This window comes from uncultured Helcococcus sp., from assembly GCF_946998255.1.
Classification (GTDB): domain Bacteria; phylum Bacillota; class Clostridia; order Tissierellales; family Peptoniphilaceae; genus Helcococcus.
The window spans coordinates 1-16,568 of sequence record NZ_CAMPYN010000025.1; the positions used below are offsets into that span (position 1 = coordinate 1).

At 31.4% G+C, this 16,568-nt stretch carries 18 protein-coding genes, 2 tRNA genes and 1 pseudogene; 4 read left to right on the top strand and 17 right to left on the bottom strand.

Translation table 11 applies throughout. The features are described from left to right. Positions 1-105 precede the first annotated feature (105 nt). The 7 genes from Q0U66_RS03240 to Q0U66_RS03270 all read right to left on the bottom strand — a co-directional run bounded on the left by Q0U66_RS03240 (position 106) and on the right by Q0U66_RS03270 (position 5,055). Positions 106-279, bottom strand: coding sequence for a Flp1 family type IVb pilin (locus Q0U66_RS03240; protein WP_297377413.1), 174 nt, complete (start codon positions 277-279; stop codon positions 106-108). 9 nt (positions 280-288) lie between these two features. Beyond that, positions 289-1,146, bottom strand: a complete 858-nt coding sequence (locus Q0U66_RS03245; RefSeq protein WP_297377415.1) for a type II secretion system F family protein — start codon at positions 1,144-1,146, stop codon at positions 289-291. Then, positions 1,146-1,847, bottom strand: a complete 702-nt coding sequence (locus Q0U66_RS03250; protein ID WP_297377417.1) for a type II secretion system F family protein — start codon at positions 1,845-1,847, stop codon at positions 1,146-1,148. The genes Q0U66_RS03245 and Q0U66_RS03250 overlap by 1 nt, the downstream gene beginning before the upstream one ends. Continuing rightward, on the bottom strand, positions 1,840-3,030 hold the full coding sequence (locus Q0U66_RS03255) for a CpaF family protein (protein ID WP_297377419.1): 1,191 nt from the start codon (positions 3,028-3,030) through the stop codon (positions 1,840-1,842). Before Q0U66_RS03255 ends, Q0U66_RS03250 begins: the two co-directional genes overlap by 8 nt. Beyond that, positions 3,024-3,860 carry a hypothetical protein gene (locus Q0U66_RS03260; protein ID WP_297377421.1) on the bottom strand — a complete coding sequence of 279 codons (837 nt, stop codon included), beginning with the start codon at positions 3,858-3,860 and terminating at the stop codon, positions 3,024-3,026. Before Q0U66_RS03260 ends, Q0U66_RS03255 begins: the two co-directional genes overlap by 7 nt. Before the next feature lie 83 nt (positions 3,861-3,943). After that, the gene (locus Q0U66_RS03265; protein WP_103981480.1) at positions 3,944-4,561 is read right to left on the bottom strand and encodes a thymidine kinase; all 618 of its coding nucleotides are present in this window, start codon (positions 4,559-4,561) and stop codon (positions 3,944-3,946) included. Positions 4,562-4,620: 59 nt separating this feature from the next. Next, on the bottom strand, positions 4,621-5,055 hold the full coding sequence (locus tag Q0U66_RS03270; protein WP_103981481.1) for a GNAT family N-acetyltransferase: 435 nt from the start codon (positions 5,053-5,055) through the stop codon (positions 4,621-4,623). A 111-nt stretch (positions 5,056-5,166) separates the two neighbouring features. Here Q0U66_RS03270 and Q0U66_RS03275 point away from each other — a divergent pair. After that, positions 5,167-5,257 (top strand) — tRNA-Ser (locus Q0U66_RS03275). Position 5,258: 1 nt separating this feature from the next. Further along, positions 5,259-5,334: transfer RNA gene (locus Q0U66_RS03280), tRNA-Thr, on the top strand. A gap of 51 nt (positions 5,335-5,385) precedes the next feature. Here Q0U66_RS03280 and Q0U66_RS03285 read toward each other — a convergent pair. From Q0U66_RS03285 to yajC, 5 genes are read right to left on the bottom strand one after another with little or no spacing between them, the layout of a single operon-like run. Continuing rightward, a complete protein-coding gene (locus Q0U66_RS03285) occupies positions 5,386-5,811 on the bottom strand; it encodes a PTS fructose transporter subunit IIBC (RefSeq protein ID WP_297377425.1) in 426 nt (141 codons plus the stop codon). Position 5,812: 1 nt separating this feature from the next. Then, positions 5,813-6,820, bottom strand: coding sequence for a PTS system mannose/fructose/sorbose family transporter subunit IID (locus tag Q0U66_RS03290; RefSeq protein ID WP_297377427.1), 1,008 nt, complete (start codon positions 6,818-6,820; stop codon positions 5,813-5,815). Continuing rightward, positions 6,810-7,604, bottom strand: coding sequence for a PTS sugar transporter subunit IIC (locus tag Q0U66_RS03295; RefSeq protein WP_297377429.1), 795 nt, complete (start codon positions 7,602-7,604; stop codon positions 6,810-6,812). The genes Q0U66_RS03290 and Q0U66_RS03295 overlap by 11 nt, the downstream gene beginning before the upstream one ends. 49 nt (positions 7,605-7,653) lie before the next feature. Continuing rightward, on the bottom strand, positions 7,654-8,130 hold the full coding sequence (agaV, locus tag Q0U66_RS03300) for a PTS N-acetylgalactosamine transporter subunit IIB (RefSeq protein WP_297377431.1): 477 nt from the start codon (positions 8,128-8,130) through the stop codon (positions 7,654-7,656). Between the two features lie 11 nt (positions 8,131-8,141). Further along, positions 8,142-8,420: a preprotein translocase subunit YajC gene (gene yajC, locus Q0U66_RS03305; RefSeq protein ID WP_103981486.1), complete on the bottom strand. Its 279-nt coding sequence runs from the start codon at positions 8,418-8,420 to the stop codon at positions 8,142-8,144. A 282-nt stretch (positions 8,421-8,702) separates the two neighbouring features. On the opposite strand from yajC, the gene Q0U66_RS03310 reads away from it, so the two are divergent. Continuing rightward, positions 8,703-9,857, top strand: coding sequence for an SIS domain-containing protein (locus Q0U66_RS03310; protein WP_297377435.1), 1,155 nt, complete (start codon positions 8,703-8,705; stop codon positions 9,855-9,857). Positions 9,858-9,956: 99 nt separating this feature from the next. Beyond that, on the top strand, positions 9,957-10,541 hold the full coding sequence (locus Q0U66_RS03315) for an ECF transporter S component (protein ID WP_297377437.1): 585 nt from the start codon (positions 9,957-9,959) through the stop codon (positions 10,539-10,541). A 90-nt stretch (positions 10,542-10,631) separates the two neighbouring features. On the opposite strand, the gene tuf is transcribed toward Q0U66_RS03315, so the two are convergent. The 5 genes and pseudogenes from tuf to Q0U66_RS03340 all read right to left on the bottom strand — a co-directional run. Further along, positions 10,632-11,825 (bottom strand): elongation factor Tu, encoded by a 1,194-nt coding sequence (gene tuf / locus Q0U66_RS03320; RefSeq protein ID WP_103981489.1) that lies wholly within the window; start codon positions 11,823-11,825, stop codon positions 10,632-10,634. A gap of 21 nt (positions 11,826-11,846) precedes the next feature. After that, positions 11,847-13,940: an elongation factor G gene (gene fusA, locus Q0U66_RS03325; RefSeq protein WP_297377440.1), complete on the bottom strand. Its 2,094-nt coding sequence runs from the start codon at positions 13,938-13,940 to the stop codon at positions 11,847-11,849. Positions 13,941-13,958: 18 nt separating this feature from the next. Next, positions 13,959-14,429 (bottom strand): 30S ribosomal protein S7, encoded by a 471-nt coding sequence (gene rpsG / locus Q0U66_RS03330; protein ID WP_297377442.1) that lies wholly within the window; start codon positions 14,427-14,429, stop codon positions 13,959-13,961. Between the two features lie 124 nt (positions 14,430-14,553). Next, the gene (rpsL, locus tag Q0U66_RS03335) at positions 14,554-14,961 is read right to left on the bottom strand and encodes a 30S ribosomal protein S12 (RefSeq protein ID WP_103981492.1); all 408 of its coding nucleotides are present in this window, start codon (positions 14,959-14,961) and stop codon (positions 14,554-14,556) included. 136 nt (positions 14,962-15,097) lie between these two features. Next, positions 15,098-16,568 (bottom strand): annotated as a pseudogene (locus Q0U66_RS03340) (DNA-directed RNA polymerase subunit beta'); the annotation flags it as partial.

Sequence of the window (16,568 nt, forward strand, 5' to 3'; positions counted from 1 at the left end):
GTTTTAAGAGAAATTATAAATAATAAACTAAGTAAAAGAAATAAGAAAGGCATTAATAAAGAACTTTCGATAAATTCAACTGATCCCCTATTTTCTTTTATTTTTCTAGAAATTATTGATATCATTTTCTAATCTCGTAAATATAGATTTCAATAAATTTTGCATGCTATCCTTGAAAATAACAGCTAATATTATAACTACTATTAAAATCAAAACTATGGCTATCATATTTATTTCACCTTTTTGACTTTTTAATTTATAAATTATATTACTTAACATGGTCCCTCCTTATAGTGTATTTAAAAGTACTGGCAACATTACCGTGAGCATTATACCTACAAATATGACTATATTTGGTATTAATAGCTTCCTATTTACTTCTTGACTTTCTAATATTACTTGAGTTTTTCTATATTCATTAGTTTCTTTTTTTATAAGCATCAGTGATTGATTTATATCCTCTGAACCCGTTTTAAAATTTTGTACTATACTGCTAATAAATTTCCTAATTAAAATATCTTCATTTTTTATAGAAATACTATTGAAAGCCTCTTCTTCAGACATACCATTTTTTACCATAGTCAAAACTTCTGCTATATTCTGGCTTATACCATCATTCGATTTTTCGACTATATAATTTAAAGAATCTCTTAAATTTATACCAGATTCAAGCATCAAGGAAAGTCTAGACACAAAATTTGGTAAGTCAGACTTCATTTTGCTTTGGATTTTTAAGTATTTTTTAATTTCTATCTGGTCTAAATAATAAAGAAAAATTCCGACAAATATTGGATAAGTTAGAATAAGTATTTTTTCTGTAGATAAGGAAAATGCGATAATAAATAAAATATTAGAATAATAAAGAAACATTAACTTTTTAGCTTGGTGTATGAGTAAAAAATCTTCGTAGATATTTTCTCCATAATGATTTTTTATAGCTATTTTAAGCTTACTTGAAGTTATTAAGGTAAATAATTCATTCTTGTTTTTTATTAATAACATGAAGGGTAAAAAATACCCAAGATACTTTGACTCAATCCTTATATTTTTACCTATAAAATCTATTTCATCCCTATGAATGTAAGAATATATAAGAAATATAAAATGGATTAAAACGCTTATCACAAGCAAAATTATACTTAACATTAAATCTCCTTACTTACAATTTTATTTCCAAAATAAAATGATACAAGTATTAAAATAAATATTGGAAATCTAATTAAATAATCAATATAGGTTAATTGCCCAGGATTATTCATCCTTAGCATAACCATTACAAACATTGGCAATATACACATTATTAAGAATTCCTTTTTAGCATTATCTGTAATAGTTGATAATTCAAGCTCTAATGATATATTTTCATTTAATATTTCTTTAGCATTATAGGTAACTTCGGATACATTAATCCCAGATTTCAAAGAAATAAGTAAACTATCTATAAAAATGTTAGCTTCTTCTAAGTTAATATTTTTCTTAAAATCTAATAGTGCATCTTCCATACTAAAACCATTATTTATATCTTCAATAACTTTCTCAGTTAACATAACTATCTCACTATCTATAGTAAAAAGATTTTTAAGTTCCAAACGTGTGTTATCTAAAGCTTGATATAGGTTTTGACCAGAAATTAAATTAGAATTTAATATATCTAAGAATTCTCTAAACATGATTCGTTTGTTTTTAAAATTTAGTCTAGTTAAATACTCATAAACTATAATATATAATTTGAAAGATGCAAAGAAAGCAATGAATAAGGCTAATATTAATTTCTCAAAGAAAATATAAGCATATAAAAATATAATAATATAAGTTATTATAAGACTTTTCACCTTTACTCTATCCATTAGCTATCCACCTTTCTAATTTATCCTTATTAGTAAGATTATCGCTAAACTCAATCTTGTCTGTTTTATAATTATATTTATAAAGACTTTTTATCATTAAATCACCAGAATCATCTCTAAGCATTTCAGCAACCTCGATAACTCTTCTTCTTTTTGAGTCTACCCTGTCTAGGTGAATTAAAATTTCTATCGAAGAATTTATCATACGTCTAACAGCTTCAATAGGAATTTTTTCTCCTGATCTTAGGACCATGGTTTCTAATCTAGATATCATATCCTTAGCCGAATTAGCATGAGCAGTTGATAAGGATCCATCATGACCAGTAGACATAGCTTGAAGCATATCAACTGTTTCATCTGACCTAACCTCTCCTACTATAATCCTATCGGGTCTCATCCTAAGCGAATTTCTAATAAGATCTTTTATAGTGACCTTACCCTTGTTAGAACTGTTAGAATTTCTAGTTTGCAGACTAATTAGATTTTTCTTGTTTTGAATTTGCAGCTCTCTAGAATCTTCTATGGTTATAATCCTTTCATTATCATCAATAAAATTAGATAATGCATTCAAAAATGTTGTCTTCCCTGATGATGTACCTCCTCCAATAATAATGTTATATTTAGCTTTAACAAGTTTTTCTAAAAAAACTGCAAGTTCTTCAGTTAGACTTCCACTATTGATTAAATCTTTTATACTTAATTTGTGCTTGGAAAATTTTCTAATAGTAATTATTGGATTATGGTTACTAATTGGTGGTAAAACAATATTGACTCTTGAACCATCATATAAGTTTGCATCCACAATTGGATTGGAAATATTAACTTCTCTACCAGAATCGCTAACTATTTTTTGGATTATCCTATCCAGTTCTTTTTCTGACCTAAAGCTGATATGAGATTTAAAAATATTTCCTTCTTTTTCAATATAGATTTGATTATATGAATTTATCATTATTTCATTAATTAAATCATCCTCTAAGAAATATTCTAAAATTCCCAGACCTCTAAGGTCATAGAACAATTCCTTGCTATACTTATTTACTTGGTCTATTTCAAGTTCAATTTTATTTTTTGAAGCATAAGATAAAATATAGTTATTTAGATAAATAATCAATTCTTCATCATTTAATTTTAAAATATCAGAATTATCGATTTGTTTTCTTAATTGGTCAATATCTAACATAATTCACCTATAAATTGGTCAAAAGTTAAATTTTCATTGTTTTGATTAGTAATTTTTGTAATCTTTTTATTTTGATAAACTTCTATTCTTGGAATGTCCGAATTAATTAAAGTGTCTAAAATATTAGTATATTTATCTTTTGAATAATGATTTTCTAATTTTTGATTAAAGAATATTATAGAATCGGATTTATTTAACAAATATTTGTTTTTTTGGTTAATATAGGAGCTTAGATTAATAATAATGTATTCAAAGTCTGAATTTTTTACACATTCTAAGACCTTTGAATAATTAATCTCTTTGTCCATTTCTAAAGGAATTCTAGTATTTGATAGGTAATAATAGTTTTGAATTTTATTTGTTAAAAAGCTATTTTCTTTATTTTTATTTAGAAGAAGATTATCTACTGATATTTGAGAATTATCTTTGCTGAACAAGTAAAAATTAGTCATGTCAACTAGTAAAAGTTTCGCTTTAGCACCAATATTTAGTAAAGTTTTATTTAGAAAGTCATTTTGAAGCTCGTTAGAAGAAAGGTTAACAAATGATATTATTTTAGCTCCCTCGTACTTCCTTTTATTTTTGTCATATTCATTTTTAATCAAAGTAGATAGCTTATCAATAGCTTGATATTTCTCTTTATCAGTTGATAACTTTAATGACCAATATTCTTTCTTTATATCATAATCTGTGATAGTTAAAGTAGATAATTCAAGATCATCAAGATTGTTTTTACATACTATATCAAAAGACTTTAATTCTTTTGATAAAAAATCTTTTAATCTTTCTCCATAGTAAGTATCCTTAAAAAATATATTTATTTTTTTCATATTTCACCACCTGAAAATATAATAACAAATTTAAAATAAAAAAAACTGTCAATATTGTGACAGTTTTGTAATATTTTTATCTATTAAAATGATAGTTGGCTACCGCCTAATCTTTCCTTTTCTTCTTCCATTCTCTTGAAATAGCAGTTAGCACACATGGCTTCATAATCAACTTTATCATTATTATCTATAGAAATCTGGTCTCCTTCAAAAACGAATATTCCATTAATTTTCCTCCCGTTGAATATCGCTTTCTTACCACATCTACAAATAGTTTTTAATTCTTCAAGTGAATGAGCTACTAATAATAATCTTTGAGATCCACTAAAACCCTGAGTCTTAAAGTCTGTCCTTAAACCATAACATATAACAGGTACGTCTTTAATCACTGCTATATTTAATAATTGGTCTATTTGATCAGCAGATAAAAATTGAGATTCATCAACTAGTATACATGATATTCTTTCCCCATTTTCAATCTTAGAAAAAGAATCAAAAAGATTATCTTCTTCATCAATTAGATAATCTACCTTTCTAGTAACCCCTAATCTTGAAACAAGTTTATCATCCCCTTTGGAATCTATCTTAGGCTTAAGAATTCTAACCTTCATCCCTCTTTCTTCATAGTTGTAAGCAACTTGCATAAGAGCTGTTGATTTACCTGAATTCATTGCCCCATATCTAAAATATAATTTCGCCATTTCATCCTCCACATTCAATATATATTATATATGAATTAGGAGGATAAATAAAATATTAATTATTTTAAACTTTTAATAAATCTTTTCTGTGTTTTTTCGTATTCATAGTCATTTTTTTCATAAAACTTATGGGCCGCTTCTTTTTCAACTCCTGAATTTAGAATAATAAAATCAAGATTTTGTTTATTTGCTATTTCCTCAACTTCTTTAACCAACTTTCCACCTATACCCTTACCTTGATAATCTGGATGAGCAGCCAAAGTAGATATTCTAAATCCTGTTCCCATATATAAACTTCTATATAAATAAAAATCTAAAAATCCTACAACTCTTTGGTTTTCTTCATCTTCATAAACCAAAACTTCCTGTTGAGAATTGTGGTTTATATCATCTATTTGTTCTACCACCCTCTTTAAGTCAACCTTATAACCTAATGATTTATCCAATATTTCTTGGATAAACATAGCGTCTTTTACTGTTGCATATCTAATCATAAAAAACTCCTTAAATCAAAATTCTTATTTATTATACCCAATAATTTTGTTTTTAGTAAAGTATATTTTTAATATAAAATAAGAATATGATATTATATATATATTGTATTTGGAGAAGTACCGAAGCGGTCATAACGGGGCGGCCTCGAAAACCGTTAGGGTCTAAAAGCCCACGCAGGTTCAAATCCTGTCTTCTCCGCCAGGCTGGAATGGCTCAATTGGTAGAGCAACTGAATCGTAATCAGTTGGTTGCGGGTTCAAGTCCTGTTTCCAGCACCATAAAACATAAAAAAACGTTGTGAATAAATCACAACGTTTCTTTTTTATTTATTAAATACCATCTAATTCATCATCTTCTTCTTTTGCTAGGATAGCAAAGTAGTCTATTGATTCCTTTCCAGTTTCTATTACTTCATTTAGGTATTTATCAATATCTTTTTCTTCTGAAACCAAGGCTTGATAAGTTAAGGCAAAGTTTAATCCAGATAATACTCTGACATTGTCTTTATCATTAAACAAGCTTACAGACCTGTTGAAAGGTGTTCCACCCTTCAAATCAGTTATTATTAAAATATTTTTTGAATCTTTTAGGTCATCATAAGCTTCATTTAAGGCCTTATCTATAGTATCATATGTGTCTCCTTCTATAAAGTTTACTACTCTTAGATTTGACATTTGACCAACTACTAAATCAAGTCCTGACTTTAATCCCTTAGCAAATTCTCCATGGGCAGCTATTATTACACCATTTCTCATACTAGAATACTCCTAGGTATCCACCTACAATACCTATTACTAATAATAGACCAATACCATATATTGGTGTCCATTTTTTCTTAGTAAATAAATAATATAATAGCATTGTAAGTCCTAATGGAATTGCATTTGGAACTATTCCATCTAGAATTTCTTGAACATTAATTGTTACATCTTGTTCTTCGTTTCTTGTGAAGTTAATTTGAGATTTTCCATTTTCAAGATCAACTATACTTGCTGATGGTTGTAATTTTTCAGTTATATTACCATTTTCATCTTTTTCATATAAGTATTCAGCATAATCTGGTAATTCTGCATTGTCAACAACGGCCACTACTGGTACTGCAACGTTTGTTTTACCATTAGGAATTTCTAACTTAGTTTCTGTTGCACCATATAGACATGTTAAAGCACCAACAACGAATACACCTAAGATTGATGCTGCTCTTGTAAATTCTTTTGCATTAGCTGTAAATACATCAATAGCATTTGTACCCATCTTATATGACCAATGCATTAACCAATAACGTAATCCAAATTGGAATAGGTTAAATACAAATAGGAATATAAATGGTGCTATTATTTGACCTTGTAAGGCCATATTTGATGTTATACCTGCTAATATTGGAACAAGTGTGAACCAGAATAAAGCATCACCTATACCACCTAAAGGTCCCATAGCTGAAACTCTAACGGCACGAATTGTTTGTACATCAGCCTTGTTTTGTTCTAATGACAATACTATCCCCATAACGAATGTTACTAGGAATGGGTGCGTATTAAAGAACTCTAAGTTGTGACCCATTGATGTGGCTAGGTCTTCTTTATCTGTATGAATTTTTTCTAATCCTGGTAAAATACCATATAACCAACCTGCTGCCTGCATTCTTTCATAGTTAAATGATGCTTGTAAGAATAAAGATCTCCACACCATTTTATTAAGAGTCTTTTTATCTAATTGTGGAGCAGGATTTAAATCATTGTATTCATTTGGTAAATTATATTCCATCTTGATCTCCTCCTGATATTTCAACATCCTTTAATTTTGTATGGATTTGGTAATCCCAGAATGCTATTGCAAAACCTATTAAAGCTAATAGTAGTAATGCTGATCCACCTAATTTTCCTGTTGCTGCAACTATAACTGCTAATGCGAAGCCTGCAAAGTAGAATCCCCATAAGTCTTTGGAAATCATAACCTTTAATAAGATTGCGAAACCAACGTATCTCATCATACCACCTGCTGCTCCTAAACCATTCATTAACCATTCTGGTATAGCGTCAGCTATAATCTTACCGTATCTTGCGCCTGCTAGGAAGAATATTAAAACGATAATTCCAAAAATTGTTCCTAATAAAGCCATTGCAAAGTAGTTTAATTTAACGATACCTTTTGGATTAGCTTCTCTAGCGTAAGAATCTGCCTTAGCCATTAAAGGTGACATTAATGTAAATAGGAATGTAACACCATATTGACCTAATAAAGCAAATGGTATTGCTGCTGCAGCTGCTGCTCCAGGTTCAAATCCTGATGTAACTGCGAAAACAGTAGCCATGATACCACCAATAACTGCGTTAGGTGGTTGCGCCCCACCAACTGGCATATTACCAATTGTTAGTAATTGATAAGTTGCCCCTACTACAAGTCCTGAGTTAACATCTCCTAAAATAGCACCAATTAATGGACCTATCACTATAGGTTGATAGAATGATTCTAAGAAACTGAATTGATCTATCGCTGCTATAAATGTTACAACAAAGACTAGTAAGATTTGTATAATACTATAATCCATACTTTTCCTCCTTAGTATATTTATAGTTTTAGCAAATTTTATCTACTTGTTAGATAAAAAGTTTTTCCGCGTTTTCTTTAGCTTCTGACGGTACTTTTTGTACCTCTATTTTTACACCTTTGTCTCTTAAAGCTCTAAATGCTGCAACATCGTCATCGTCGACCGCTACAACTCCAACAGCAACTCTTTTTCCGTCTGCCATATGCATATTTCCAACATTTACTTTATCTATTGGGACTCCACCTTCAACTAATTTTAAAACATCTTGAGGTGTTTCACATATAATAAAAATCTTTTGCCTATCAGCAGCTTTTCCTATTACATCAATAGTTTTTTGGATAGTGAAATATCTAGTAGCAACCCCTGTTGGTGCCGCCATATCCATCAAACCTTGTCTCATCTTGTCATTTGCAACCTTATCATTTGCAACTAATAATAAATTAGCACCCACATAGCTTGTCCATTGGGTAGCTACTTGACCGTGGATTAACCTATTGTCAATCCTTGTTAACATTATATTTGGCATATTTCCTCCTATTAAATTATTTGACTTATACTATATCTACTAGCTTTAACTTCTACATTTTTAGCTATTTCTAAAATTACATATTCTTCTTGGATTTTTTTAACCCTTCCAAAAATGCCACTAGCAAGCAATACTTCATCTCCTTGCTTTAAGTTTAGATGAATGTTTCTAAATTTTTCCTTTTGCTTGTTTAATTTTATGGCATTGATAATTTGAATGATAATTAAAAAAATAGCTATTATTATGAATAAAGCTATAGCCGAAGATAAAATTTCCCTAAATGTTGGCATTTAATCCCCCAAAATATTATGATTTTTCATTCATTAGCCTAAGTATATCAGTATATTTTTATTTTGACAACCTATTCATAATTTGTTAGTTCAAATAATATTATTAAAAGTTAAATTTTTAAATACTCAAAACAGCAATATTTATATGTTTTATTAATATATTAATTTTTTTTAATATATTAAATATTTTGATTTTCATTTTTTTTGATTTAAATACTTGATTAAATTTTAAATTTGTAATACACTTTAAATGGTAGTAACCAATATAATTTAGGAGGAAATATGTTTAAAATTAAAAATACTAATGTTGATCCTAAGCATTATGCAAATACATTATCAGAAATTAGCCACCAACCAGAAAAATGGCAAGTAGCTTATGATAATTACATTAATGAAGAAGAAAAGATAAGAGAATTTTTAGATAAATTAATTAAGGCAAATGATGAAAAAGTAAAAGTTATTTTCACAGGTGCCGGTACTTCAGAATTTGTTGGAAATACTATTGTTGATTATTTAAAAAATAATGATAACTTTGAATTCGAATCAATTGCAACTACAAATATTGTAGCTTCACCAAAACTTTATTTAAGAAATAGGCCTACCCTACTAGTATCTTTTGCTAGAAGTGGTAATTCACCTGAAAGTTTAGCAGCTGTAGAATTAGCTAATAAGTTAATAGATAACATTTATCATTTAGCAATCACCTGTGCTGATGAAGGTAAATTAGCCGTTAACTTAAGAGATAAAGATAACGCACATGTTTTAATAATGCCTGAAGGTACAAATGATAAAGGCTTTGCTATGACTTCATCATTTACATCTATGGTTTTAAGTGCTTTATTGATATTTGATACCCTATCAAATGAAGACAAAGAAAAACGTGTGAAAGCAATTATCAAAGCAGCTAATGATATATTGTCAGATGAAGAAAAAATAAATGATTTAGTAGATTTTGATTTTAACCGTATAATCTACTTAGGATCTGGTCCTTTATATGCACTTACCAATGAAGCTAGACTAAAAATATTAGAACTAACTGCTGGTAAGGTTTCAGCTATGTTTGAATCAAGCTTAGGTTTTAGACACGGTCCAAAATCTTATGTAGATGAAAAAACCTTTGTTGTTGGATTTATTTCAAATGATCCATATACAAGAAAATATGATATAGATATTTTAAATGAGGTTTATCATGACAAAATTGCTGATAGAACATTAGCTATTAGTAATTCTAAGATAGATGCTGACTTCGACCAATACCTAGTAAATATTGATTCTGATGTAGAAGATGCTTACCTAGCCTTAGTCTACGTAGTAATAGCACAACTGTTTTCAGTAATAGCATCTGTACATGTCGGTAACCTAACAGATACACCTTCTGAATCTGGTACTGTTAACAGGGTCGTACAAGGTGTTATAATTCATGACTTAGAAGATTAATATAATACTTCCTTAAACCATCCTATATAGGGTGGTTTTTTCTTTTTGACATTTGTTATATATTTGATAAACTTAAAATGGAGTTAATAAGGAGGAATTATGAATAACAAAACTAATACCATTACACAGATTGGTTTATTAGCAGCATTGTGCTTTGTGAGTTTTAGGTTTCTAAAAATAGATATACCTATACCCGGTACAGATAGTAACACTGCTATTCATTTTGGTAATATATTTCTAGTAGTGGCAGCCTTACTTTTAGGCGGTCTAAATGGAGGATTAGCAGGAGCTATAGGCATGACTATAGGAGACTTATTAGATCCTAAATATGTCCTATCTGCACCAAAAACTTTTGTTTTAAAGCTGTCTATAGGATTAATAGTTGGACTAGTTGCACACAAAATGAAGAAAATTAATAAATCCAATGATAAAAAATATATAGCAAAGTGGGCTCTTATCGCATCAATAATCGGAATGGGCTTTAATGTAATAGCAGACCCACTTGTAGGTTACTTCTATAAGATGTATATACTTGGTCAACCTCAAAAAATAGCCTCTGCAATAGCTAAAATAGCAGGTGGAGTTACAGCATTCAACGCTGTAGTAACTGTAATAATTGCAAATATTATTTATATGGCTGTAAGACCTGTGCTAGAAAAATCGGGTTATTTAATTAAAGAATAATAATGATATAAACATTAAACTGGGACCTTAGGTCCCAGTTTTTTACATAAAAAAAGACTTTTGAAAAAATCAAAAGTCTTTTTACTTTAATTATTCAATAATTTTTGTTACAACACCTGAAGCAACTGTTCTACCACCTTCTCTAACAGCGAATCTTAGTCCTTCTTCGATAGCTATTGGTGAGATAAGTGTAATTGTAAATGTTGCGTTATCACCAGGCATAACCATTTCTACGCCTTCTGGTAATTCGATATCACCTGTAACGTCTGTTGTTCTTAGGTAAAATTGTGGTCTATAACCTGAGAAGAATGGAGTATGTCTACCACCTTCTTCTTTTGTTAATACGTAAACTTCACCTTCAAATTTTGTATGTGGTTTGATTGTTCCTGGAGCTGCTAAAACTTGTCCTCTTTCGATGTCATCTCTTGTAACACCTCTTAATAGAGCACCAATGTTGTCACCAGCTTCAGCTAAGTCTAATTGTTTTCTAAACATTTCAACACCTGTTACAACAACTTCTTCTGGTTTGTCTTTTAGTCCAACGATTTCTACTTTATCGTTAACTTTTACAACACCTCTGTCTACTCTACCTGTAGCAACTGTACCTCTACCTGTGATTGAGAATACGTCTTCTACTGGCATTAAGAATGGTTTGTCAGTATCTCTTTCTGGTGTAGGAATCCATTCATCAACTGTTTCCATTAATGAAACAATCTTGTCTCCCCATTCTCCATCTGGATCTTCCAAAGCTTTTAATGCTGAACCAACTGTAATTGGTGTTTCATCTCCATCGTAACCGTATTCTGAAAGTAATTCTCTAACTTCCATTTCTACTAATTCGATTAATTCTGCGTCGTCAACTTGGTCTTCTTTGTTTAAGAATACAACCATCTTTGGAACACCAACTTGTCTTGCAAGTAAGATATGTTCTCTTGTTTGTGGCATTGGACCGTCAGCTGCTGATACTACTAAGATAGCACCGTCCATTTGTGCAGCACCTGTGATCATGTTCTTTACGTAGTCCGCGTGGCCTGGTGTGTCAACGTGAGCATAGTGTCTATTTTCTGTTTCGTATTCTACGTGTGAAGCGTTGATGGTAATACCTCTAGCTCTTTCTTCTGGAGCCTTATCAATACTTTCGTAGTCCATAACTTCACCTGAGCCAAATCTCTTGTTTAATACAAGTGTTATAGCTGCAGTTGTAGTTGTTTTACCGTGGTCAACGTGACCAATGGTACCAATGTTTACGTGTGGTTTTGCTTTAACAAATTTTTCTTTAGCCATATTTTCCTCCTATAATTTGTTTTATGACTTTTTGCCTTCTAATATTTCTTCTTTTATACTATTAGGAACTTGTTCATAGTGGTCAAATTGCATTGAGTATGTTGCACGACCTTGTGTGTTTGAACGTAATGATGTAGCATATCCAAACATTTCTGATAGTGGAATGAAAGCATCAACGATTTGAACACCTTCTCTTGTTCCCATACCGTCAACTCTACCTCTTCTAGATGAAACGTCACCCATAACATCACCAAGATATTCTTCAGGTGTAACTACTTCAACTTTTTCGATAGGTTCTAATAGTGCTGGACCAGCTTTTTCAGCTGCAGCTCTTAGAGCCATAGCACCAGCTATTTGGAAAGCTGTTTCTGATGAGTCAACTTCGTGGTATGAACCATCATATAGTTCAACTACTATATCCAATAATGGATATCCAGCTAATACACCAGCATCACAAGCTTCTCTAATACCTTTTTCAACTGAACCGATGTATTCTCTTGGAACTACACCACCAACAATTGAGTCGATAAATTCAACACCCTTACCTGGTTCATTAGGTTTAACTTTAATTTTAACATGTCCGTATTGACCCTTACCACCAGATTGACGTATAAATTTACCTTCTGCTTCAGCTTCTTTAGTAATAGATTCTCTATATGATACTTGTGGGTTACCAACATTAGCTTCAACTTTAAATTCTCTTAATAATCTGTCAACTATAACTTCTAAGTGTAATTCACCCATACCAGCAATAATTGTTTGACCGGTTTCTTGGTTTGAATATGTTTGAAATGTTGGATCTTCTTCTGCTAATTTAGATAAAGCAACACCCATCTTTTCTTGAGAAGCTTTAGTTTTTGGTTCAATAGCAACAGAGATAACTGGTTCTGGGAATTCCATGTTTTCTAAGATAATTGGATGATCTTGATCACATAGGGTATCACCTGTACCTGTATCTTTAAGACCGATTGCTGCACCAATGTTACCTGCAGAAATTGAATCTAATTCATTTCTTTGGTTTGAGTGCATTTCTAGGATACGACCGATTCTTTCTCTCTTGCCTTTTGTTGAGTTGTATACATAAGATCCTGATTCAATAGATCCTGAGTAAACTCTGAAGTATGTTAACTTACCTACATATGGGTCAGTAACAACCTTAAATGCTAAAGCTGAGAATGGTTCGTCTAATTTTGCATGTCTTTCTGCTTCTACTGTTTCTTCTTCTTCAGTTTTCTTTGGTAAAGTACCTTGTATAGCAGGTATATCAATAGGTGACGGTAAGTAGTATACCATTGCATCTATAAGTGATTGTACCCCTCTCTTCTTGTATGCTGAACCACATAAAACTGGGTATATAGATCTAGCAATTGTAGCTTTTCTTATTGCTGTTCTTAATTCTTCAGATGAGATTTCTTCACCTTCTAGGTATTTCATCATGATATCTTCATCTGAGTCAGCTACAGCTTCAATTAATTGATCTCTATATAATTTAGCATCATCTAATTGGTCTGCAGGTATTTCACCATGGTGAGCTGATTCACCTGTTTCATCATCTAAGTCATATGTTACAGCATCCATATCAACTAAATCAATAATACCTCTAAAGTCATGAGCATTACCGATTGGTAATTGTATTGGAACTGCATTTGCTTTTAATTTGTCTTTAATTGTGTCAACCGCCATTAAGAAGTCAGCACCTGTTGCGTCCATCTTGTTGATAAAAGCAATTCTTGGTACGTTATACTTATCAGCTTGTCTCCAAACTGTTTCTGATTGTGGTTCTACACCACTTTTAGCGTCGAATAATGCAACTGCACCGTCAAGCACTCTTAAAGATCTTTCTACTTCTACTGTAAAGTCTACGTGACCTGGAGTATCGATAATATTTATCTTATGATCTTTCCAGTAAGCTGTAGTAGCAGCAGAAGCAATTGTGATACCTCTTTCTTTTTCTTGGTCCATACTATCCATGATAGCTGTACCATCGTGTGTATCACCCATTTTGTGGATTTTACCTGTATAGAATAATATTCTCTCAGTAACTGTTGTTTTACCAGCGTCAATGTGAGCCATTATCCCAACATTTCTAATATCCTTTAAACTGATATCTGGCACTCTCTACTCCTTTTTAAATTAGTATCTGAAATGTGCGAAAGCTCTATTAGCTTCTGCCATTCTGTGCATTTCTTCTTTCTTCTTCACGCTTGATCCAGTGTTGTTTGATGCATCTAAGATTTCTTTAGTTAATCTTTCGATCATAGTTTTTTCTCCTCTATTTCTAGAGTATAAAACTAACCATCTTAAGGCTAAAGTTTGTCTTCTTGCAGGTCTAACTTCCATTGGTACTTGGTATGTTGCACCACCGATTCTTCTAGCTTTAACTTCTAGTAGTGGCATAACATTATTTAGAGCCTTTTGGAAAACTTCTAAAGCATCTTCTCCAGTTTGTTCTGCGATAGCATCAAATGCTCCGTAAACAATCTTTTGAGCAACACCTTTTTTACCGTCAAGCATAACAGCGTTTATTAATTTTGTTACTACAACATCACCATATATTGGATCAGGTAGAACATCCCTTTTAGGAACACTATTTTTTCTTGGCACTTCTCTTCCCTCCTTACCATTAAAAATAATTCATTGGTACTCGATATTTCTATCGATAAGTGCGCTTGTTGTTGATATATAAATCTAAACAAAAGCACCTTTAAAATTTATTTGTGCAATCGAATTAAGCCTTCTTAGCACCGTATTTAGATCTAGCTTGTTTTCTGTTTGAAACTCCTGCTGTATCTAAAGCCCCTCTAACAATGTGGTATCTAACACCAGGTAAGTCTTTTACTCTACCACCTCTTATAAGTACAACTGAGTGTTCTTGTAAGTTGTGTCCTATACCAGGAATATATGATAGAACTTCTGCTCCGTTTGTAAGTCTTACCCTAGCTACCTTACGTAAAGCTGAGTTAGGTTTCTTAGGTGTTACAGTTCTAACTGATGTACATACACCTCTCTTTTGAGGAGAATTTGATTTAGTATTTCTCTTCTTTAGAGTGTTGTAGTTGTAACCTAAAGCTGGTGTATTTGACTTTTTACTTTCGCTTTTTCTATTTTTCCTAATTAGTTGGTTAATTGTAGGCATTCTGCACCTCCTTTTCTTTAAATTTATATATCAACAAAATAGTTGATTATTGTCGGGCATACCGCGCAAAATTGCATAGTATGCCCTAGACTGTATTATTTTACCATCACAAGTTTTGAATGTCAAGGAATAAGCCTTATTCTACAAGATGTTCTTCACTGTGATCTTTTTCTTCTATTGTCTCTACTTGAATATGGCTGTATCTATCAATACCTGTACCAGCTGGTATCAATTTACCAATTATAATATTTTCTTTCAATCCAATTAGATTATCTTTCTTACCTTTTATAGCAGCATCTGTTAGAACTCTTGTAGTTTCTTGGAATGATGCAGCTGATAAGAATGAATCTGAAGCTATAGAAGCCTTTGTAATACCTAGTAAAACATATTCAAATTCTGCAGGTTTTTTACCTTCTTCAACAAGCTTTTCATTTGCAGCTTCTACATCTCTCTTGTTTTGTTGTGATCCAACTAAGAATTCACTATCTCCGCTTTCAGTTATATTAACCTTTTGGAGCATTTGTTTGATAATAATCTCTATATGCTTATCGTCTATATCTACACCTTGTAGCCTATAAACTTTTTGGATTTCTTTTATTATATAATCTTGTACAGATTTAGGTCCTAATAATTCTAAGTAATCATGAGGATTTATAGATCCTTCTGTTATTTTTTCACCCTTTTCAATATGGGATCCATCAACAACATTTCTAGCTGGATTTACATGATATGGTAACAAGTATTTGCTTGTTTCGCCATCTTCATCTTTGATGAATACTTTAATTCTGTCTTCACTGTCATCGATAATAACTTGACCAGATTCTTTAGCTATTATAGCTTGACCCTTAGGTTTTCTAGCTTCAAATAACTCTTCAACCCTTGGTAAACCTTGTGTAATTGCTCCACCTCCAGCAACCCCACCAGAGTGGAAGGTACGCATGGTTAGCTGAGTACCAGGTTCCCCGATAGATTGAGCAGCTATTATACCTACAGCCTCACCTACATTTGTAGATTTACCTGTAGCTAAGTTTCTACCATAACATAGTGAACATACACCTTGTTTAGCCTTACATTCTAAGGCTGATCTTATCTTAACCTTGTCAATCTTGATAATTTCTTTTTCACCATTAAATTGTTCTAGAACATGATCTATTGTTATTTCATCAGCCATATCTTCGCTGATGATTTCATTTTTATGGACAATAATCTTACCAGATACAGGATTTATTATATCTTCAAATGAAGTTCTACCAATTATTCTGTATTTTAGACCTTCAATTAATTCTTTACCTTCTGTAATATCTTTAACAACTATATATGAATCTGTACCACAGTCAATTTCCCTAATGATTACATCTTGTGATACATCAACTAGTCTTCTAGTTAAGTAACCAGAGTCAGCTGTTCTTAAAGCTGTATCGGAAAGTCCCTTTCTAGAACCGTGTGTTGAGATAAAGAATTATTGTACTGATAGACCTTCACGGAAATTAGCTTTAACTGGAATCTCGATAGTCTTACCAGTTGTAGAAGCCATAAGTCCTCTCATACCACCTAATTGTCTAATTTGTCTTACAGAACCTCTTGATCCTGAATTAGCCATTATAGCA